The sequence below is a fragment of the Streptomyces sp. NBC_01306 genome (assembly GCF_026340465.1).
GTDB lineage: Bacteria > Actinomycetota > Actinomycetes > Streptomycetales > Streptomycetaceae > Streptomyces.
In genome coordinates this window covers 6,178,060-6,197,744 of the sequence record NZ_JAPEPC010000001.1, presented here as the reverse complement: position 1 = coordinate 6,197,744, position 19,685 = coordinate 6,178,060, and the positions used below count along the sequence as shown (strand labels likewise).

Genomic DNA, 19,685 nt, shown 5'->3' with positions numbered 1-19,685 from the left:
GAGTGCGTCGCCTTACGTGGGGGAGGTGGCGGCCGATCAAGGCGTCAGCGTAAAGGGGACACGTCGGGCACGAGAACGGAATGAAATCTATGTCACAAAAACGTTTGGAACGGCACCGGTCAGGGCGCCAGGACATCGAGCTCCTTCAGGGCGCCGACCGCGATCTCTCTGGTGAGTTCCTCCGCCCGGTCCGCATCGCCTTCCCGTACGGCCTCCGCCACCTGGACATGCAAGGTCACGGCGGCCGGGTCGGGGTCGTCGAACATCACCTGGTGCTCCGTACGTCCGGCGAGCACCTCGGCGACCACGTCGCCGAGCCGGGCGAACATCTCGTTCCCCGAGCCGCGCAGGACGAGGCGGTGGAAGGCGATGTCGTGCACCAGGTACGCGGGGAGCTGGTGGCCGCGGGACGTGGCGACCATGCCGAGCGCCTGCTCGGTGAGGGCGGCGCACTGCTCGGCGGTGGCGTGCCGGGCCGCGAGCCCGGCGGCCACCGGCTCCACGGAGTACCGCAGGACGGTCAGTGAGCGGAGCTGACGGGACCGGTCGGCGCCGGCCAGCCGCCACCGGATGACCTGCGGGTCGTAGACGTTCCACTCCTCGGTGGGGCGGACGGTCACGCCGACCCGGCGCCGCGACTCCACCAGGTGCATCGACTCCAGGACGCGGACGGCCTCGCGGATCACGGTGCGCGAGACGTCGAAGCGCTGGGCGAGTTCGTCGGTGCGCAGCACGCTGCCCGGCGGGTACTCCCCCGAGGTGATCGAGGGACCGAGGTTTTCCAGCACGTGGGCGTGGAGCCCCGGGCCCTGAGTGGTCATGGCTTCACCCTACGGGGCATCTGCCGGAGCCATTACGTATGACTTTTAGGTCACAGCCTCTTGAATAAGTCGTACCTAATGGGTTTCAGTAGCGCGACGGATCCATGTCGGCCCCCGTCGAAGTCATGTCGAAGAAGACAGCGAGGCACCACCGATGAGCACCCCCCGAGTCGTAGTCCTGATGGGCGTGGCAGGGACCAGCAAGACCACGATCGGTCCGCTGCTCTCCGCCGCACTGGGCGTCCCGTACGCCGAGGGGGACGACTTCCATCCCGCCGCGAACATCGCCAAGATGTCGGCCGGGACGCCTCTTGAGGACGCCGACCGGTGGCCCTGGCTGGACGCGATCGGCCGGTGGGCGCACGAGCGCGCCGACCGGGGCGGGGTGGTCAGCTGCTCCGCGCTCAAGCGCTCCTACCGCGACCGGCTGCGGGCCGAGGCGCCCGGCGTCGTCTTCCTGCATCTGACGGGCGACCGGGAGCTGATCGAGAAGCGGATGGCTGAGCGCAAGGGGCACTTCATGCCCACCGCGCTCCTCGATTCGCAGTTCGCCGCGCTCCAGCCGCTGGGCCCGGACGAGGCGGGCGCAGCCGTCGACATCTCCGGAACCCCCGAGGACATCACCGGGCGGGCCGTGGCCGCACTGCGCGGCATCGGCCAGTAGCAACACCGTCACGCCCGGCCTCTCACCGCTTTACCGCCTGACGCACCACTTCCTCACGAACCGAAGGAATCCACCGTGTCCAGTCTCAGTGTCGAGATGCTGGCAGCGGACGCAGCGCCGATATCGTCGGCCGGCCACGCCCAGCTGGGGATAGCCGTCCTCGCGGGCATCGCCGTCATCGTCCTGCTCATCACGAAGACCAAGCTCCATGCGTTCCTGTCCCTGACCATCGGATCGCTCGTCCTGGGAGCGGTCGCGGGTGCTCCGCTCGACAAGGTCATCACCAGCTTCACCACGGGCCTCGGTTCCACCACCGCGAGCGTGGGTGTCCTGATCGCGCTCGGTGCCATCCTCGGCAAGCTCCTCGCGGACTCCGGCGGCGCCGACCAGATCGTCGACACCATCCTCGCGAAGGCGAGCCGGCGCGGGATGCCGTGGGCGATGGTGCTGATCGCGGCGATCGTGGGACTGCCGCTCTTCTTCGAGATCGGCATCGTGCTGCTGATCCCGGTGGTCCTGCTGGTCGCCAAGCGCGGCAACTTCTCGCTGATGCGGATCGGCATCCCGGCGCTGGCCGGCCTGTCCGTGATGCACGGTCTGATTCCGCCGCACCCCGGTCCGCTGGTGGCCATCGCCGCCGTGCACGCCAACCTCGGTGTGACGCTCGCACTGGGTGTCCTGGTGGCCATCCCGACCGTGATCATCGCCGGTCCGGTGTTCTCCCGGTACGCGGCCCGCTGGGTGGACATCCAGGCACCCGACCGGATGGTGCCGCAGCGCCCGTCGGAGGACCTGGAGAAGCGGCCCGGTTTCGGTGCCACCGTGGCGACCGTGCTGCTGCCCGTCGTGCTGATGCTGGCCAAGGCGCTCGTCGACATCGTGATCGACGACCCCGCGGACACGGTCCAGCGTGCGTTCGACGTCATCGGCTCGCCCCTGATCGCCCTGCTGGCCGCGGTGCTCGTCGCCATGTTCACGCTGGGCCGGGCCGCCGGATTCAGCAAGGGACGGATGTCGGCGACCGTCGAGAAGTCGCTCGCCCCGATCGCGAGTGTGCTGCTCATCGTCGGCGCGGGCGGCGGCTTCAAGCAGACCCTGATCGACTCCGGTGTGGGTCAGATGGTGCTGGACATCTCCAAGGACTGGTCGATCCCGGCGCTGCTGCTGGCCTGGCTGATCGCCGTGGTGATGCGCCTGGCGACCGGCTCCGCCACGGTGGCGACGGTCTCCGCCGCCGGTCTGGTCGCGCCGCTCGCCGCGGACATGTCGACCGCGCACGTGGCACTTCTGGTACTCGCCATCGGCGCGGGCTCGCTCTTCTTCAGCCATGTGAACGACGCGGGGTTCTGGCTGGTGAAGGAGTACTTCGGGATGGACGTCGGCCAGACGATCAAGACGTGGTCGGTGATGGAGACCATCATCTCGGTGGTCTCACTGATCTTCATCCTGCTGCTCTCGCTGGTTGTCTAGGGCCGTTCGTTCGGATCAGGCCGGATCGAGGACACATCTCATGGCACATCCACTGTTCGAGATCGGCGGCCGTACGGCGCTGGTCACCGGAGCCAGCCGCGGCATCGGGCACGCGCTCGCCCGCGGTCTGCTGGAGGCGGGCTGCACCGTCGTCATCAACGGGCGGGACGAGGGCCGGCTGAAGGCGGCCGCCGCCGGACTCGCCGACGCCGGGGGCACGGTGCTCACCGCCGCCTTCGACGTCACCGACGGGCCCTCGGTCGCCGACGGGATCGCCGCGGCCGAGGAGCAGGCGGGCCCGCTGGACATCCTGGTCAACAACGCCGGGATGCAGCTGCGCGCCCCGCTGCTCGACTTCGCCGACGACGACTGGCACCGGATCGTCGACACCAACCTCACCAGCGCCTTTCTGGTGGGCCGCGAGGCCGCCCGGCGGATGGTCCCCCGCGGCCACGGGAAGATCATCAACATCTGTTCGCTGCAGAGCGAGGTGGTGCGCCCCGGTATCGCTCCGTACGCGGCCACCAAGGGCGCCCTGAAGATGCTCACCAAGGGCATGTGCGCCGACTGGGGGCAGTACGGCATCCAGGTCAACGGCCTGGGCCCCGGCTACATCGAGACCGAGCTGACCCGGCCGCTGGTGGCGGACGAGGAGTTCAGCTCCTGGGTGCGCCGCCGCACCCCGGCCGGGCGCTGGGGGCGCACCGACGACCTGGTGGGCGGCGTGCTCTACCTCGCCTCACCGGCCGCGGACTTCGTGAGCGGCCAGATCCTGTACGTCGACGGCGGAATGACGAGTGTGCTGTGATGCGCGGATGTGTGATCCACGGAGTGGACGACCTGCGGGTCGATGAGCTGCCCGAGCCGGTGGCCGGACCCGGCCAGGCCGTCGTCGCGGTGCGGTACGGCGGAGTGTGCGGCTCGGATCTGCACTACTGGCGGCACGGCGGGGTCGGCGACTTCCTGCTGCGCGAGCCGATGGTGCTGGGCCATGAGGTCGTCGGCACCGTGGTCGCGTACGGCGAAGGGGCGGACGGCCCCGCGCCCGGCACCCCGGTCGCCGTGCACCCGGCGACGCCGTGCGGCGCCTGCCCGGAGTGCCTGGACGGGCGGGCCAACGTCTGCCGGGACACCCGCTATCTGGGCAGCGCGGCCCGTACCCCGCATGTGCAGGGCGGGTTCGCGGCCCGGATCGCGGTGCCGGCCGGCCAGCTGAGGGCGCTTCCGGCGGGCCTCGGGCTGCGCAGGGCCGCGCTGGCCGAACCGCTGTCGGTCGCACTGCACGCGGTGCGCAGGGCCGGTCCCGTCGAAGGCAAGCACGTCCTGGTCACGGGTGCGGGGCCGATCGGCTCCCTGGTGGTGGCGGCGCTGCGGGCCGCGGGCGCCGCGGCCGTCACGGTCACCGATCTGCTGCCGAAGGCGCTGGAGTTCGCGGCCGCCGCGGGCGCGACGACGCTCGTACCGGTGGGCGACCCGGCCGGTCCCGGACTGCCGGACGAGGTCGACACCGCGGTCGAGGCGTCCGGGTCGGCAGCCGGTCTGGACACATGTCTGCGGTCGGTGCGGCGGGGCGGGGCCGTCGTACAGCTGGGGATGCTGCCACCGGGGATGAGCCCGTTCGCCGGGAATCTGGTGGTGAGCCGGGAGATCGAACTGCGCGGGGCGCTCCGCTTCGACGTGGAGTTCGACGCGGCGATCGAGCTGCTGGCCCGGGACGACTCCTTCGACTCGCTGGTCAGTGCGGTGGTGCCGGTGGAGCGGGCCGCTGAGGCCTTCGCTCTCGCGGCGGACCGGTCGCAGTCCTGCAAGGTGCTGCTGGACTTCGGCGGCTGAGGGCCCGCCCGGCCCCGGGCCGGGTCGGCAGGGCCCGCCCGGATCCAACGGTCCCGGGCGGCCCGGTCCGCAATGCCGCCCGGAGCCACCCGGGAGCCGGATCCGCGGGGCCGCCTCCGCGCACCGGGATGCCGGAGCCGGGCCGCGACCTCGCGGATCCCGGCCCGGCTCCTCACTCCTCGTCCAGCCACAGCGGGTGCTCCCGCCGCGCCCATCCGCGCCCGACCCGGCCGGTCCGCATCCCCCGCCGGGCCTCCGGGTCGCCGAGCGCCATCCCGATGTGCCCGGCGACCACGATGCCGACGGCCAGCGCCAGCCAGTCGTGGATGAAGGTGGCGCTCGTCCGCCAGACCAGCGGTGCCAGATGCGTGAACCACATCAGCAGCCCGGTGCCGAGCATCACCAGCGCGGCGCCGGCGATCCACCCCGCGTAGATCTTCTGGCCGCCGTTGAACTTGCCGGCCGTGCGCGGTGATCCGTCCCTGCGCAGCGCCGACCGGAGCCAGGCGCGGTCGTACGGCGCGAAGCGGTTGAGGCGGCCCAGGTCCGCCCGCAGCGCACGCGAGACGAGGCCGAGCAGGACCGGCACCGGCAGCAGCAGCCCGGACCATTCGTGGACGGTCACGACCAGATAGCGCTGCCCGACCAGCTCCGCGAACTGCGGGATGTACAGGCAGCCCGCCGACGCGATGCACACCAGCATCAGGGCCGACGTCGTGCGGTGCACCCACCGCACGGGGCGGGTGAAGCGGCGCAGCTCAGACCGTGGGGTGGTCGTCGCGTCCGTTGGACTTGCCGACCCAGGCGTCGATGTCATAGCCGCGCTCCTCCCAGTAACCCTGTCGCACGTCACTGGTGACGGTGATCCCGGACAGCCATTTCGCCGACTTGTAGAAGTACATGGGCGCGACATAGAGGCGGACGGGTCCGCCGTGGTTGTGGCTCACCGGCTCGTCCTGCATCCGCAGCGCCACCAGGACGTCCGCACGGCGCGCCTGGTCCAGGGTGAGGCTCTCGCTGTACGCGCCGTCGAAGCAGGTGAAGCGGACAGCGCCGGCCCCGGGCCGCACCCCCGCCGCGTCGAGCAGCCGGGAGAGCCGGACGCCTTCGAAGGGGGTGCCGGGCACCCGCCAGCCGGTGACGCACTGCACATCGCGCACCAGCCTGGTCTGCGGCAGCCGGCGCAGCGAGCCGAGGGTGTACGAGGTGGGCCGCTCGACCATGCCGTCCACGGTGAGCCGGTAGTTCCCGGCGTCCTTGTGGGGCACCGATGAGGTGACCGAGTAGTAGCGGAATCCGCCGCCGTTGGGCAGCAGACCGGTCAGGCCGGTGGGGTCCTTGCCCGAGACCGCCCCCAGCGCGGAGTCGACCCCGCGCTGGACGTAGGGCGCGGTGACAAGACCCGCCGCGCCCAGGCCGAGCATCCCGAGGACGAGGCGGCGGCCGACCGGCGCGCCGCCCTGGTCCGATGGTTCTGGTTTCACCCAACGATTCGAACACCCGCGGGCGCCAGAAGCCAGCGACCGCGGGTGACGTCAGGATTCCGTCATATGTCCGCGGCGGCTCCGGCCCGCGCCTCGGCGGCCTTGTCGAGCTGGAACGCCTCGTTGCCGAGCCCGATCCGGGCGTGCACCTCGGGCCTGCCCGAGCGCAGCACCAGTCCGTAGACCAGACCGCCGAGCAGGGCGAGGCCGATGATCCCGGGCAGCAGCCAGCTCAGGACGGACCCGGGGCCCGCTCCGACCAGCACGTCGAAGTCCTTGACCGTCATGAAGGCGATGGTGAGCAGGGCGAGGCAGGCGAGGCCCGACGCGGTCAGCCGCCAGATCTGCGCACGGGCCGCCCCGCGCTGCACGAAGAAGGCGATCACCGCGACCGACGCGGCGGCCATCAGCAGGATGATGCCGAGGGCGCCGATGTTCCCCATCCAGGTGAAGAGGTGCAGGACGGGCGCCGTCGGGTCACCGTGCGGCTTGCTGTCGGTCACCGCGAAGGCGATGACGACGACGAGGGAGATGACGGTCTGGAGCAGCGAGCCGGTGCCGGGTGCGCCGCTGGACCTGTTGGTACGGCCGAAGGCGGCGGGCAGCAGTCCCTCCCGGCCCATCGCGAAGGCGTAGCGGGCGACCACGTTGTGGAAGCTGAGCATCGCGGCGAACATTCCGGTGACGAAGAGGACGTGGAGCACATCGGTGAAGGACTTGCCGAGTACGCCCTCGCTGAGGCCGAAGAGCAGTCCGGGGCCGAGTTTGCCGGCCTGGGCGCTGATCGCCGAAGGCCCGGCGGCCACGGTCAGCGCCCAGGAGCTGACGGCGAAGAACAGCGCGACGAAGCCGACGGCGAGGAACATCACCCGGCGGACCACCACCTGCGGCCTGCTGGTCTCCTCGGCGTACACGGGGGCCTGTTCGAAGCCGACGAAGGCGGCGATGCAGAAGCAGAGCGCGGTGCCGAAGCCCGCACCGGTGAGGGTGCCGGGGTTGAATGCGTGCAGCGAGAGCCCTTCCTTGGCGGGGCTCGCGACCGAGGCGATGTCGAAGATCACCACGAGGGCGCACTCGATGAGCAGCAGCACACCGAGGACCTTCGCATTGAGGTCGATCTTCAGCCAGGACAGCACCCCGACGACCGCGACGGCCACCAACGCCGGAATCCACCAGGCCAGTTCGGTGCTCAGATAGGTGTCGAAGAGGCCGGAGACCTCGAAGCCGAAGATCCCGTAGATGCCGACCTGCATGGCGCTGTAGGCGACCAGGGCGACGAAGGAGGCGCCGGCTCCGGCGGTGGAGCCGAGGCCGCGGGCGATGTACGCGTAGAAGGCCCCGGCGTTGTGGACATGCCGGCTCATCTCCGCGTAACCGACGCTGAACAGCGCCAGGACGACCGCCAGGATGACGTAGAGGATCGGCTGTCCCACGATTCCCATCAGGCCGAAGATCGTGGGCATGACTCCCGCGACGACCATCAGAGGAGCGCTGGCCGCGAGCACGGAGAGCAGCAGCCCCGCCGTCCCCAGACGGCCGGCGCGCAGCGCCTGGTCCTGGCCCTTGAACGTGCTGATCTCGTTGATCTCGCTCGTGCTCGAACTGCCCGGCGGCATGGCGGGTCGGTCCCTTCGGTGAGGAGTTAGACGGAGCCGAGCGCGGCACCGCGCGCGGCGCTGAACGCCTGGTACGCGTCCCGGTCGGGGTAGGCCCAGGGGGCCGGCGTGAAGTGCTCTCCAATGCGGTGGAACAGCGCGGCGGCCTCCGCGGGCCGGCCCTCGCAGAACTTCGCGTGGGCCAGGAAGTTGAGGTCGACGCGGTTGCGCGGATGGTCCTCGCGCTCCCACTCCAGCCACCAGTCGAAGGCGGCCTTCATCACCTGACGGGCCCGCCGGCCCGTCCAGTGCGCGGAGCGTGCGGGGTCGTCCGGTTCGCTGCCCGCGGTGGCGAGCACCCGGTAGCGCTCCGCGTGGGCGACCACCGGCAGCACCGCGAGCGGCGAGTCGGCGGGCGCCTGTTCGGCCGCCCAGGCCGCGAAGTCGTACACCTCGTGCAGCGGGTCCTGGCCGGCTCCCGGATGGCGCTCGGCGAGCCGCGCCGCCATCAGATGGTGGGCGTGGTGGTGCTCGGGGTGGCGTGAGCGCACCTCGTCGAAGAGGCGGCTGACCTCCTCCTCGGTGCCGCGGCTGCGGGCCAGGATCAGCAGCCCGAGCCAGGGTGTCGGGTCCGACGGCGCCAGCCGGGCAGCGGCCCGGCAGGCCTCGCGGGCCGCGCCCTCCTCTTCCTTGGCCGCCTTGCCCACCCTGCCCACCTTGTCCGCCCGGCCTCCCCTGCCGTCCTTGCCGCGCAGCGACCGCAGGACCATGGCGCAGGCCAGCAGGGCGGCGGCGTCCGCGCTCTCCGGCTCGGCGAGCAGCCAGTCCTCGGCCCAGGCCGCCGATCCCGGCCCCTCCGCGAGTACGACGAGACGGTGGCCCCGGCGGTCCCAGTCGTCGGCGGTCGCGGTGAGCAGGGAACTGACGCTGCCCCAGCGGCCCTGGGCCAACTGGGTTCGCACTTCTGTGAGTTCGACGTCGTCGAGAGCCGGGTCGGCGAGCTGGCCGGCCCGTCTTCGGGAGCGGCCGAGGAGTGGGGGCATCCGCGGGGGTCCTCAGGGCGCCGGGGGCAATGATCACGCACAGCAAACCGGTATTGATGGCTCCACGTCAAGGCCGCACAGGCGTCACATCCTCCTCAACTCCCTTTACAACGCCATGCTTTGCCCGGGTGCGTACGCTGGTTCCATGACCGGTCCCGAACACCTCAAGCCCCTGTTGTTCGCCTTTCCCGGCCCGCTCCGCGATCAGCTCGTCGACGCCGTGCTGCGCGGGGAGAAGGTCTCGACCAGCGGACTGCTCGCCGAGTACGAGGCGGAGCGGGAGGAACTGCCCCCCGTCGGCGAGCGCTCCGCGCTGATCGACTCGGACGGCCGTGAGGTCGCGGTGGTCGAGCTGACCGGGGTACGGGTGCTGCGGCTGGGCGACGTCGGCCTCCAGCACGCACTGGACGAGGGCGAGGGTCACACATCGGTCGCCGAGTGGCGCGCGGGGCACGAGCGGTTCTGGCACGGCGACGAGATGCGGGAGGCGCTGCGGGACCCGGAGTTCACCGTGGACGACGACACGATGATCGTGGCCGAGCGGTTCCGGGTGGTGGAGCGGCTCCAGGAAGGGTGAGCCGGGGCCGGCCGGCCCCTCGCACCCCACCGCCCGCTGCCCCGCCGCCCCCGCTACCCCACCGCCCGGGCCGCAGCCCGCCCGGCGGTCCGCCCGGAGTAGATGCAGCCGCCCAGGAACGTGCCCTCCAGCGACCGGTAGCCGTGCACCCCGCCACCGCCGAACCCGGCCGCCTCCCCCGCCGCGTACAGACCGGGCACGGGCGCGCCCCTGTCCGTACCGCCGGCCGGCTCCGCGAGGACCCGGGACGACAGGTCCGTCTCCAGGCCGCCCAGCGACTTGCGCGTCAGGATGTGCAGTTTCACCGCGATCAGCGGGCCCGCCGCGGGATCCAGGATGCGGTGCGGCGCGGCCGTGCGGATGAGCTTGTCGCCCAGATACTTCCGGGCGCCGCGGACCGCCATCACCTGGAGGTCCTTCGTGAAGGGATTGCCGATCTCCCGGTCGCGGGCGACGATCTCCCGGCGCAGCCCGGCCTCGTCGATCAGCGGCTCCCCGGTGAGCTTGTTCATCCCGCGCACCAGCGACGCCAGGTCCTTCTCCACGACGAAGTCCGCGCCGTTGTCCATGAACGCCTTCACCGGCGCGGGTACGTCGGCGCGCGCCCGCCCGATGACGTCACGGACGGACTTCCCCGTCAGGTCCGGGTTCTGCTCGGAGCCCGAGAGGGCGAACTCCTTGCCGATGATGCGCTGGTCGAGGACGAACCAGGTGTAGTCGTGGCCCGACTTCATGATGTGGTCGAGCGTGCCCAGGGTGTCGAAGCCGGGGAAGAGCGGTACCGGCAGGCGTTTGCCGCGCGCGTCGAACCAGAGCGACGAGGGCCCCGGCAGGATGCGGATGCCGTGCTTCGCCCAGATCGGGTTCCAGTTCTGAATGCCCTCGGTGTAGTGCCACATCCGGTCCCGGTTGATCTGGCTGCCGCCCGCGGCCTCCGCGATGCCCAGCATCAGCCCGTCCACGTGGGCGGGCACCCCCGACAGCATGTGCGCGGGCGGGGTGCCGAGCCGCTCCGGCCACTGGGCCCGTACGAGGTCGTGGTTGCCGCCGATCCCGCCCGAGGTGACGATGACCGCCTGTGCCCGGTAGGTGAACTCGCCGGTGACCGCGCGGCTGCTGGCGGTGCCCCGCTCGGCCCCGCTCGCCTCCAGCACCTCACCGGTCACCGTGTCCACCGCACCGGCGCTGCGGGCGAGGCCGGTGACCCGGTGGCGGAACCTGAGCTGCACCAGGCCGCGCGCCACACCCTCCCGCACCCGGCGCTCGAAGGGCGCGACGACGCCGGGCCCGGTCCCCCAGGTGATGTGGAAGCGCGGTACGGAGTTGCCGTGGCCGGTCGCGTCGTACCCGCCGCGCTCCGCCCAGCCGACGACCGGGAAGAAGCGCATCCCCTGGGCGTGCAGCCAGGCCCGCTTCTCGCCCGCCGCGAAGTCCACGTACGCCTCGGCCCACTGCCGCGGCCAGTGGTCCTCGGGCCGGTCGAAACCGGCGGTGCCCAGCCAGTCCTGCATCGCCAGCTCGCGGCTGTCCTTGACCCGGAAGCGCCGCTGTTCGGGCGAGTCGACGAAGAACAGACCGCCGAAGGACCAGTGCGCCTGCCCGCCCATCGACTGCTCGGGTTCCTGGTCGAGGAGGATCACCTTCTTCCCCGCGTCCACCAGCTCGGCGGTGGCCACCAGACCGGCGAGCCCGGCCCCGATCACGATCACGTCAGCGTCGTCCGCCATGAGCCCCATCCCTGCCAGGTTACTTGTGGGTCACATCTTCAGTTCGTCCCGAAGCTGCGTCAACCGTCCCGTTCGGTGCACTCAACGGGTACAGGTGCACCCGCAGGCGCTATCGTCGCCAGAACCCCGCCCCTTCTGGCCGGTCTTGAGGTTGATCACGTGTCGGTACTCGTCGTCGCGCTCTCGGTGGCCGCGGCCTGCTGTCTCGGATTCGGATTCGTGCTCCAGCAGAGAGCGGCCAGGCACGCCCCCATGAAGGACTTCCTCTCCTTCCGGCTGCTGCTCGACCTGGTGCGGGTGCCGCTCTGGCTGGGCGGCATCGCGCTGATGGTCTGCGGCATGGTGCTGGGGGCCCTGGCGCTCGGCCACGGCGAGATCTCGCTGGTCGAACCGCTGCTCGCGACAAACCTGCTCTTCGCCATGGCGCTCTCCCGGCACCAGACCGGACAGCCGCTGGGGCGGCAGGGCTGGGGCGGTCTCGCGCTGCTGGCGGGCGGGGTCGCGGCCTTCATCCTGGCAGGCCAGCCGAAGCCCGGCGCCGCGTCGGTGAACGAGCTGCGGCACTGGCTGATCATCGGCGTGGTGGCCGGCACCGCGATGGTCCTGACGGTCTGCGCCAAACGGACCCGGCTGACCGTGGGCCCCGCGCTCCTCGCACTCGGCGCCGGTCTGCTGTACGGGCTCCAGGACGCCCTGACCCGGGTCAGCGGGCAGCTTCTGGAGCACGGCGGCTGGGCGGCGCTGACGACGGGCTGGGAGCCGTACGCGGTGATCGTGCTGGGCGTGACCGGGCTGATCCTGGTGCAGAGCGCGTTCGAGGCAGCGCCGCTGCGCAGTTCGCTGCCCGCGCTCACCGCGGCCCAGCCGCTCGCGGGCATCGTCTGCGGTGTGGGGTTCCTCGGCGACCAGCTGCGCACCGACACCGGAGCCCTGGCCTGGGAGTCGGCCGGGCTCGCGGCGATCGTCGTGGGGATCGTCCTGCTGGGACGGCATCCGGCGATGCCCCCCGGCTCGGCGCGGGCGCCGCGCGAGAAGATGGCGGCATGACCGCTGCGAACCCCGTACCCCCCGCGTCCCCCGCCGACGAGATCCTCGATGTGGTCGACGCGTCCGACCAGGTGACGGGGCAGGCCCCGCGGGGCGAGGTGTACGCGAAGGGGCTGCTGCACCGCTGTGTCTTCGTCCTCGCCCGGGACGCCGACGACCGGATCTTCGTCCACCGCCGGACACCGGTGAAGCTGGTCTTCCCCTCGCTGTACGACATGTTCGTCGGCGGCGTGGTCGGTGCGGGCGAGTCCTACGACGCGGCGGCGCTGCGGGAGGCCGAGGAGGAGCTGGGCGTGTCCGGGCTGCCCGCGCCCGTACCGCTCTTCAAGTTCCTGTACGAGGGTGCCGGGCAGGGCTGGTGGTCCTGGGTGTACGAGGTGCGCTGCACGCGTCCGGTGAACCCCCAGGTGGAGGAGGTCGCCTGGCACGGCTTCCTCTCCGACGAGGAGCTGGCGCTCCGTATCGGCACCTGGGAGTGGGTGCCCGACGGCCTCGCCGCGTACCGCCGGCTGACCGCCCGGCAACCACACTGACGGCGAAGGACCGGCGCAGGCATCCGGTGCGCGTCCGGGCCGACCGCGAAGCGGACCGTCCGCGCAGGCATCCGGCGCGCGGACGGGTCAGGCCGCCGCGTCCCAGTCGACCGTGACGACGATCTTGCCGCGGGTGTGGCCCTCCGAGTTGAGCCGCTGCGCCTCGGCCGTCTGCTCCAGCGGGAGGACCCGGTCGACGTGGACCGTGATCTCTCCCTGGTCGGCCAGTTCGCCCAGGACATGCAGGTCGAGAGGGTCGGGCCGTACGAAGACATAGCGGCCGCCGAACTCGACGACGTCGCCGTCCACGATGGACGCGAGCCGGCCTTCCGGGGCGAGCAGGTTCGCCGACAGCCTGAGGGTGTCGCCGCCGACCGTGTCGAGGACCGCGTCCACCCCGTCGGGCGCCAGGGCCCGCACCCGGTCGGCGAGCCCCTCGCCGTAGGCCACCGGCTCCGCGCCCAGCGTGCGCAGATGGTCGTGGTTGTGGGTGCTCGCGGTGCCGATGACCCGTGCTCCCGAGTGCAGGGCGAGCTGTACGGCCATCGAGCCGACGCCGCCCGCCGCCGCGTGCACGAGGACGGTGTCGTCGGAACGGATTTCGAGCGCGCGAAGGGCCTGGTAGGCGGTGAGTCCGGTCAGCGGCAGCCCGGCGGCCTCCTCGAAACTCAGCCGCAGCGGCTTGCGGGCCAGGGTGCGCACCGGGGCCGCCACGTACTCGGCGAAGGTTCCGCGTGACAGGAAGTCCTCCCGTACGTACCCGATGACCTCGTCCCCGACGGCGAACTCGGTCACGGCCGCCCCCGGCTGCACCACCACACCGGAGACGTCCCAGCCCGGCACGACCGGGAAGACGGCGTCGAGCCGCGCGGCGAGGTGCCCCTCGCGGGCATGCACATCGACCGGGTTGACGGCTGCCGCGCGTACTTTCACCAGCACGGAGTCGGGCCCGACCGTGGGCTCGGGGCGCTCGCCGTACTCCAGGACCTCGGGGCCGCCGTAACGGCTGTAGCTGATCGCCTTCATGCCTATGAGCCTCTGGTCAGGCCCCGCCTCGCGCAACCGGACCCCGTGCAAACGGGAGCGCCGGCGGTGCGGGCCCGGCGGGAACCGGAAGCGGCCGGGCGGTGTATCAGAGATGTGACGACCGCGCACCGGCTGCCGGAAACGGGCCGGGGGTGGACGCCATACCGACTGGTCGGCATGATGAGTACAGACGTTCACCGCGAGCGTGCCGGCAGACAGTTCCAGCAGACATCGGCGCGATGGTCCACCCGGACGGTCCGCCGCTACACACGGAGGTGCCCCATGAGCACAGTCCACCCACCGGGAATCGACCCCGAGGCGCTGCGCGGTCATCTCGACCGGGTGCGGCCCGGCCTGGTGAGCGGACCGCTCAGCGCGCGGTTGATCGAGGGCGGCCGGTCGAATCTGACGTACACGGTGAGCGACGGGACCGGCCGCTGGGTCGTCCGCAGGCCCCCGCTGGGCCATGTCCTTGCCACCGCGCACGACATGAAGCGCGAGCACCGGGTGATCAGCGCGCTGCACCCGACGGGGGTTCCGGTGCCGGCCACAGTGCTGATGTGCGAGGACGAGTCGGTCATCGGATCGCCGTTCTACGTCATGGAGTTCGTCGAAGGCACCCCGTACCGCACCGCCGCCCAGCTGGCGGCCATCGGTGCCGAGCGGACCCGTGCGGCGGTGCTCGGGCTGGTCGACACGCTCGTGGATCTGCATGCCGTGGACCAGGAGGCGGTGGGCCTCGCGGACTTCGGGCGCCCCGAGGGCTTCCTCGACCGGCAGCTGCGCCGCTGGGGCAAGCAGCTCGACGCCTCGCGCAACCGCGAACTGGCCGGCATCGACGAACTGCACGCCACTCTCGGACGTGATCTGCCCCGCTCCCCGGCTCCCACCGTCGTGCACGGCGACTACCGCCTGGACAACGTCCTGCTCGGTGACGACGACAGGATCAACGCGATCCTGGACTGGGAGATGTCGACGCTCGGCGATCCGCTGACCGACCTCGGCCTGCTCGTGATGTACAGCTCGGACCTGGGGATCCCCGATTCGCCGGTCTCCACCACCAGCGGTGCGGCGGGCCATCCTTCGCCCGCCGAGCTGGTCGAGCGCTATGCGGACCGCTCGGGCCGGGACACCTCCGCCATCGCCTGGTACACGGCGTTCGCCTGGTTCAAGCTCGCCGTGATCCTCGAAGGAATCCACTACCGCTACACCCTCGGCCAGACCGTCGGAGCCGGCTTCGACCAGATCGGCTCGCTGGTCCCCGTCTTCATCGAGCACGGTCTCACCACCCTCAAGGAAGGCTGAAACACCCCCATGGACTTCGCATTCGACGCGCGCACCGAAGAGCTGCGCGACAAGCTCCACGCCTTCATGGACGAGCATGTCCTCCCGGCCGAGGCCGTCGTCCACGAGCAGCGTGCCCGGCTCGCCTCCCCCTGGGAGACCCCGGCGGTGGTCGAGGACCTGAAGGCCGAGGCGCGCCGCCAGGGCCTGTGGAACCTCTTCCTGCCGGACGCGGAGTACGGCGCGGGGCTGACCAACCTTCAGTACGCGCCGCTCGCCGAGATCACCGGGCGCTCACCGCAGTTGGCACCCACCGCGCTGAACTGCGCGGCCCCCGACACGGGCAATATGGAGGTGCTGTTCCAGTTCGCCACCGAGCAGCAGAAGAAGCAGTGGCTGGAGCCGCTGCTCGCCGGTGAGATCCGGTCGGCCTTCGCCATGACGGAGCCCGAGGTCGCTTCGTCCGACGCGACGAACATCGAGACCCGTATCACGCGCGAGGGCGACGAGTACGTCATCAACGGCCGCAAGTGGTACATCTCCGGGGCGATGAACCCCGACTGCAAGATCTTCATCGTGATGGGGAAGACCGACCCGGACGGCGCCGACGCCCGCCGCCAGCAGTCGATGATCCTGGTCCCGCGCGACACCCCGGGACTCGAAGTCCGCCGTGCCATGCAGGTGTACGGCTACGAGGACCACTACCACGGCGGCCACGCCGAGGTGGTCCTCGACAACGTCCGGGTCCCCGCGTCGAACCTGATCGGTGAGGAGGGCGGCGGCTTCGCCATCGCCCAGGCCCGTCTCGGACCGGGCCGGATCCACCACTGCATGAGGCTGATCGGGATGGCGGAGCGCGCCATCGAGCTGATGTGCCGCCGCGCGGTCTCCCGTACCGCGTTCGGCAAGCAACTGGCCCAGCAGGGCGTCGTACAGAACTGGATCGCGGACGCCCGGGTCACCGTGGAGCAACTGCGGCTGCTGGTCCTCAAGACCGCCTGGCTGATGGACACCGTGGGCAACCGAGGGGCGCACACGGAGATCCAGTCCATCAAGATCGCCACGCCGCGCGCGGTCATCGACATCATCGACAAGGCGGTGCAGCTGTACGGCGCGGGCGGGGTGAGCCAGGACTTCCCACTGGCCGAACTCTGGGCCGGAGCGCGGACGCTGAGGCTCGCGGACGGGCCGGACGAGGTGCATCAGCGGTCGCTGGCGCGGCGCGAGCTGAAGAAGTACCTGTAGCGGACGGACGGTTGCCTGGTCACATCACCGGTGTGGCCAGGACCGTCGCTGCGGTCGTGGCCATGACCGTCACCACCGGACCGGCCGCGGCCCGGCTACGGCCGGTCATGGCCACAGCAGGGCTCCGGCTACGGCCGGTCATGGCTACGGCCGCAGCGCCCTCAGCAGCAGATCGGCCAGCTGCTCGGCCAGTTCGCGTGGGGTCAGCGGGCCGTCCGGGCGGTACCACGTCGACAGATGGTGCACGGACCCGAAGTGGTAGTCGACCACCAGATCCGCGGAGACGGCCTTCGAGAACACCCCGATCCGCTGGCCCTCCTCCACCAGCGCCCGGAAGCGCTCGTGGTAGCGGCGCCGTTCCAGCCGTACCTGCTTGTTCTTCTCCGGGCTCAGCTGGTGCATGGAGCGGAAGAAGATCGACGCGTCGTCCAGATTCTCGATGGTCGTGACGACGACGTCGGCCGCGGCCTCCCGCAGGCGCTGCTCGACGGGCGCGTCGGAGTCCGCGAACGCGTCGAGCCGCTCCTGCTGGAGCCTCAGCAGCCGGGAGTAGACCTCCTGGAGCAGATCCTCCTTGGAGCCGAAGTAGTGGTAGAGGGCGCCCTTGGTGACCCCCGCCGCTTCGACGATCTCCTGGACGGAGGTCCGGTCGTAGCCGCGCTCGGCGAAGAGCCGGGTCGCGGCGGCCAGCAGCCTCTGCGGGACGGGGACACCGTTCCCGTCGGTCGTTCTGGCTGCCATCGCCGCCACCTTCCGTCCGTCCATGAGCTCGTCACATGTGCTCGTCGCCTGCGCCCGTCACCGCGGGGAACGCAGTTCCCGCCTCAGGATCTTCCCACTGGTTGTCTTCGGCAGCTCGGGCAGGATCTCGACCTCGCGCGGGTACTTGTACGCCGCGAGCCGCTCCTTGCAGTAGCCGGCCAGCTCCTCCGGCGTCACAGCGGCCCCGGACTCCGTGGGCCGCAGGCTCACATAGGCCTTGACCGACTCTCCCCGGTAGGCATCGGGGATCCCGACCACGGCGGCCTCCCGTACGGCGGGATGGGTGTAGAGGACGTCCTCGACCTCGCGCGGCCACACCTTGAAACCGGAGGCGTTGATCATGTCCTTCATCCGGTCCACGACATAGAGCCAGCCGTACCGGTCCATGAAGCCGATGTCCCCGGTGCGCAGCTCGCCGCCGGGGAACGTCTCGGCAGTGGCCTCCGGGCGCTCCCAGTACCCGGAAACCACCTGCGGCCCGCTCACCACGATCTCGCCCTGCTCCCCGAAGGGCACCTCGGCGCCGCCGGCGTCCACGATCCTCACCACGGTGTCCGGTCCCGGCACCCCGACCGAGAGCGTGCCCGACACCGGGTCGACCGGGGCCTCCCGCTCGGGCGGGACCGAAGCGCACGGGGCGGTGCACTCGGTGAGCCCGTATCCGTTGCGGATGTAGGGGCCGAACCGCTCGCGGAAGCCCTCCACCAGCGCGGGCGGCAGCGGTGCGCCGCCCGACGAGATCACCTTGAAGGAGGCGAAGTGGTCCGGGGTGACCGACGGGTCGGCCGCGAGCGCCATGAAGGCCGTGGAGGGGCCGACCGTGTACGCGGGACGGTGCTCGGTGAACGCGTCGAGCACCACCCCGGGGTGGAACCGGTAAGCGAGGACGAGGGTCCCGGCGTTGGCGACGCACGCGGCGAGTTCGCAGACCATCCCGGTGATGTGGAAGAGAGGCGCGAGCGCGAAGTACGCCGAGCCCTCCGGGACGGGGTGGCCGGTGCGCTGGCGCTCGGCGTTCACCATGATGTTGGCGTGCGCGTTCATCGCACCCTTGGGAGTCCCGCTGGTCCCCGACGTATAGCTGATCAGCGCCACATCGGAGGCGAGCGGATCGCGGTCGGCCGGGGCCGGGAGCCCCTGCCGGGCGACCGCCAGCAGATCGTCGGTGTCGGCGGGGCACGGGAGCCGCTCGAAGCCGAGGACCCGTTCGTCGTCGCGGCTCTGCAGATCGCGTTCGCAGGCGGTGAGCGCGAACCGGACCAGGGAGCCGGCGGTGCCGGTGGCGGTCTCCCGCAGATACGCCTCCCAGGCACGGTCGGAGCAGACCAGCGCCGTGACACCGGCGTCCCGCAGGGCATGGCCGACCTCCGCCGATTTGTACATCGGATTGAGCGGTACGACCGTGGCACCCGCCTTCCAGGCGCCGAGGAGCGCCAGCACGAAGTGCGGCGAGTTCTGCAGCATGACCGCGACCCGGTCGCCGCGGCCCACCCCCCTGGCGGCCAGGTGTCCGGCGACCGAGTCGGAGAGCGTGTCGGTCTCGCGGTAGGTGAGCCGCCCGTCGAAGTAGGCGAGGGCGGGGTGTTCCGGTGCGCGGGCCACGGCGTCGCGGAAGGCGTGGACCACGCTCGGCTGCGGGTGTACCGGCCTGCGCTGGGCCTCGCTGAGCTGCCCGAGCCAGGGCTTCGCCGCGTAGATCGAGGTGCTCACCGCCCGGCCTCCCATTTCTGCTGGAGGCGGTTCATCCCGCCGATCCACCGGTCGGGCTCGGCGGCCCGCGCCTGGTAGTACTCGGCGACCTCGGGGTGCGGCAGCACCAGGAACCGGTCATCGGCGATGGCGTCGAAGAGCGCGTCCGCGACATCGTCGGGCTCGATCGCCGTCGGGGCGAGCACCAGTTCGCCCGCGGAACCCGTAGCGGCGAGCATGTCGGTCCGTACGCCCTGCGGGCAGATCGCGTGGACCTTCAGCCCGCGGTGGCGGTAGGTGAGCGAGAGCCACTCGGCGAAGGCCAGCGCGCCGTGCTTGGTGACGCTGTACGGGGCCGCGCCGATCATGGTGAGCAGCCCGGCGGCCGACACGGTGGAGACGAACCGGCCCTCGCCGCGCTCCAGCCAGTCGGGCAGCAGCGCACGGGCGGCGCGCACATGGGCCATCACATTGACGTCCCAGGCGGCGGCCCAGACCGCCTCGTCGGAGAAGGGGTCGCCGCCGGAGCCCAGACCGGCGTTGGCGCAGTAGACGTCGACACGTCCGCCGAGCGCTTCGCGGGCGGCGTCCACGATGGCCGAGGCATCGCCGGGCACCGCGGTGGCGCCGATACCGTCGGCCACCGCACGGGCCTTGTCGCCGTCCAGGTCGTTGACGACGACACGGGCTCCCTCGGCGGCGAACCTCCGGGCCAGTGCCGCGCCGATACCGCCGCCCGCCCCTGTGACCACTACACCCGCGCCTTCGACGGTACCCATCAGGACCTGCCTCTCCGTTGAATTCACCAGCAGACTAACCAGTCGGTATGCGGCAGGGGAAGGGGCGAGAGTTAGCCTGCGTGGCCATGACACTCGGCGAGATCAT

General features: G+C 71.3%; 19 protein-coding genes. 9 read left to right on the top strand and 10 right to left on the bottom strand.

The window, feature by feature from the left end:
• Positions 1-119: 119 nt before the first annotated feature.
• Complete coding sequence (locus OG385_RS27370; RefSeq protein WP_266858596.1) at positions 120-821, bottom strand: FadR/GntR family transcriptional regulator; 702 nt, start codon at positions 819-821, stop codon at positions 120-122.
• A 154-nt stretch (positions 822-975) separates the two neighbouring features.
• On the opposite strand from OG385_RS27370, the gene OG385_RS27365 reads away from it, so the two are divergent.
• The 4 genes from OG385_RS27365 to OG385_RS27350 all read left to right on the top strand — a co-directional run bounded on the left by OG385_RS27365 (position 976) and on the right by OG385_RS27350 (position 4,788).
• A complete protein-coding gene (locus OG385_RS27365; protein ID WP_266858594.1) occupies positions 976-1,485 on the top strand; it encodes a gluconokinase in 510 nt (169 codons plus the stop codon).
• Positions 1,486-1,560: 75 nt separating this feature from the next.
• Positions 1,561-2,955 (top strand): GntP family permease, encoded by a 1,395-nt coding sequence (locus OG385_RS27360; RefSeq protein ID WP_266858592.1) that lies wholly within the window; start codon positions 1,561-1,563, stop codon positions 2,953-2,955.
• Between the two features lie 40 nt (positions 2,956-2,995).
• The gene (locus OG385_RS27355) at positions 2,996-3,763 is read left to right on the top strand and encodes an SDR family oxidoreductase (RefSeq protein ID WP_266858590.1); all 768 of its coding nucleotides are present in this window, start codon (positions 2,996-2,998) and stop codon (positions 3,761-3,763) included.
• Positions 3,763-4,788, top strand: a complete 1,026-nt coding sequence (locus OG385_RS27350) for an L-idonate 5-dehydrogenase (RefSeq protein ID WP_266858588.1) — start codon at positions 3,763-3,765, stop codon at positions 4,786-4,788. Before OG385_RS27355 ends, OG385_RS27350 begins: the two co-directional genes overlap by 1 nt.
• A gap of 172 nt (positions 4,789-4,960) precedes the next feature.
• On the opposite strand, the gene OG385_RS27345 is transcribed toward OG385_RS27350, so the two are convergent.
• From OG385_RS27345 to OG385_RS27330, 4 genes are all read right to left on the bottom strand, one after another.
• Entirely contained in the window at positions 4,961-5,605 is a 645-nt protein-coding gene (locus OG385_RS27345; protein ID WP_266858586.1) for a cytochrome b/b6 domain-containing protein, read from the bottom strand.
• Positions 5,547-6,212, bottom strand: coding sequence for a molybdopterin-dependent oxidoreductase (locus tag OG385_RS27340; RefSeq protein ID WP_266861207.1), 666 nt, complete (start codon positions 6,210-6,212; stop codon positions 5,547-5,549). Before OG385_RS27340 ends, OG385_RS27345 begins: the two co-directional genes overlap by 59 nt.
• Positions 6,213-6,334: 122 nt before the next feature.
• Positions 6,335-7,888 carry an APC family permease gene (locus tag OG385_RS27335; protein WP_266858584.1) on the bottom strand — a complete coding sequence of 518 codons (1,554 nt, stop codon included), beginning with the start codon at positions 7,886-7,888 and terminating at the stop codon, positions 6,335-6,337.
• A 26-nt stretch (positions 7,889-7,914) separates the two neighbouring features.
• A complete protein-coding gene (locus OG385_RS27330) occupies positions 7,915-8,910 on the bottom strand; it encodes a hypothetical protein (RefSeq protein ID WP_266858582.1) in 996 nt (331 codons plus the stop codon).
• Between the two features lie 145 nt (positions 8,911-9,055).
• Here OG385_RS27330 and OG385_RS27325 point away from each other — a divergent pair, with 145 nt between their 5' ends.
• A complete protein-coding gene (locus tag OG385_RS27325; RefSeq protein WP_266858580.1) occupies positions 9,056-9,487 on the top strand; it encodes an ASCH domain-containing protein in 432 nt (143 codons plus the stop codon).
• Positions 9,488-9,540: 53 nt separating this feature from the next.
• Here the strand turns inward: OG385_RS27325 and OG385_RS27320 are convergent, their stop codons facing one another.
• Positions 9,541-11,214, bottom strand: coding sequence for an FAD-binding dehydrogenase (locus tag OG385_RS27320; RefSeq protein ID WP_266858578.1), 1,674 nt, complete (start codon positions 11,212-11,214; stop codon positions 9,541-9,543).
• A gap of 159 nt (positions 11,215-11,373) precedes the next feature.
• Here OG385_RS27320 and OG385_RS27315 point away from each other — a divergent pair, with 159 nt between their 5' ends.
• Together OG385_RS27315 and OG385_RS27310 are read left to right on the top strand one after the other, a co-directional pair.
• Positions 11,374-12,261: a DMT family transporter gene (locus OG385_RS27315; protein ID WP_266858576.1), complete on the top strand. Its 888-nt coding sequence runs from the start codon at positions 11,374-11,376 to the stop codon at positions 12,259-12,261.
• Positions 12,258-12,794, top strand: a complete 537-nt coding sequence (locus OG385_RS27310) for an NUDIX domain-containing protein (protein WP_266858574.1) — start codon at positions 12,258-12,260, stop codon at positions 12,792-12,794. Before OG385_RS27315 ends, OG385_RS27310 begins: the two co-directional genes overlap by 4 nt.
• Positions 12,795-12,881: 87 nt before the next feature.
• Here the strand turns inward: OG385_RS27310 and OG385_RS27305 are convergent, their stop codons facing one another.
• The gene (locus tag OG385_RS27305) at positions 12,882-13,820 is read right to left on the bottom strand and encodes an NADP-dependent oxidoreductase (RefSeq protein WP_266858572.1); all 939 of its coding nucleotides are present in this window, start codon (positions 13,818-13,820) and stop codon (positions 12,882-12,884) included.
• Between the two features lie 282 nt (positions 13,821-14,102).
• Here OG385_RS27305 and OG385_RS27300 point away from each other — a divergent pair, with 282 nt between their 5' ends.
• Complete coding sequence (locus OG385_RS27300; protein WP_266858570.1) at positions 14,103-15,125, top strand: phosphotransferase family protein; 1,023 nt, start codon at positions 14,103-14,105, stop codon at positions 15,123-15,125.
• A 9-nt stretch (positions 15,126-15,134) separates the two neighbouring features.
• Positions 15,135-16,349, top strand: coding sequence for an acyl-CoA dehydrogenase family protein (locus OG385_RS27295; RefSeq protein WP_266858568.1), 1,215 nt, complete (start codon positions 15,135-15,137; stop codon positions 16,347-16,349).
• Between the two features lie 144 nt (positions 16,350-16,493).
• Here OG385_RS27295 and OG385_RS27290 read toward each other — a convergent pair whose 3' ends face one another.
• From OG385_RS27290 to OG385_RS27280, 3 genes are read right to left on the bottom strand one after another with little or no spacing between them, the layout of a single operon-like run.
• A complete protein-coding gene (locus OG385_RS27290) occupies positions 16,494-17,090 on the bottom strand; it encodes a TetR/AcrR family transcriptional regulator (RefSeq protein ID WP_266858566.1) in 597 nt (198 codons plus the stop codon).
• 57 nt (positions 17,091-17,147) lie between these two features.
• Complete coding sequence (locus tag OG385_RS27285; RefSeq protein WP_266858564.1) at positions 17,148-18,836, bottom strand: class I adenylate-forming enzyme family protein; 1,689 nt, start codon at positions 18,834-18,836, stop codon at positions 17,148-17,150.
• On the bottom strand, positions 18,818-19,579 hold the full coding sequence (locus tag OG385_RS27280; RefSeq protein ID WP_266858562.1) for an SDR family oxidoreductase: 762 nt from the start codon (positions 19,577-19,579) through the stop codon (positions 18,818-18,820). Before OG385_RS27280 ends, OG385_RS27285 begins: the two co-directional genes overlap by 19 nt.
• Positions 19,580-19,685: the final 106 nt, after the last annotated feature.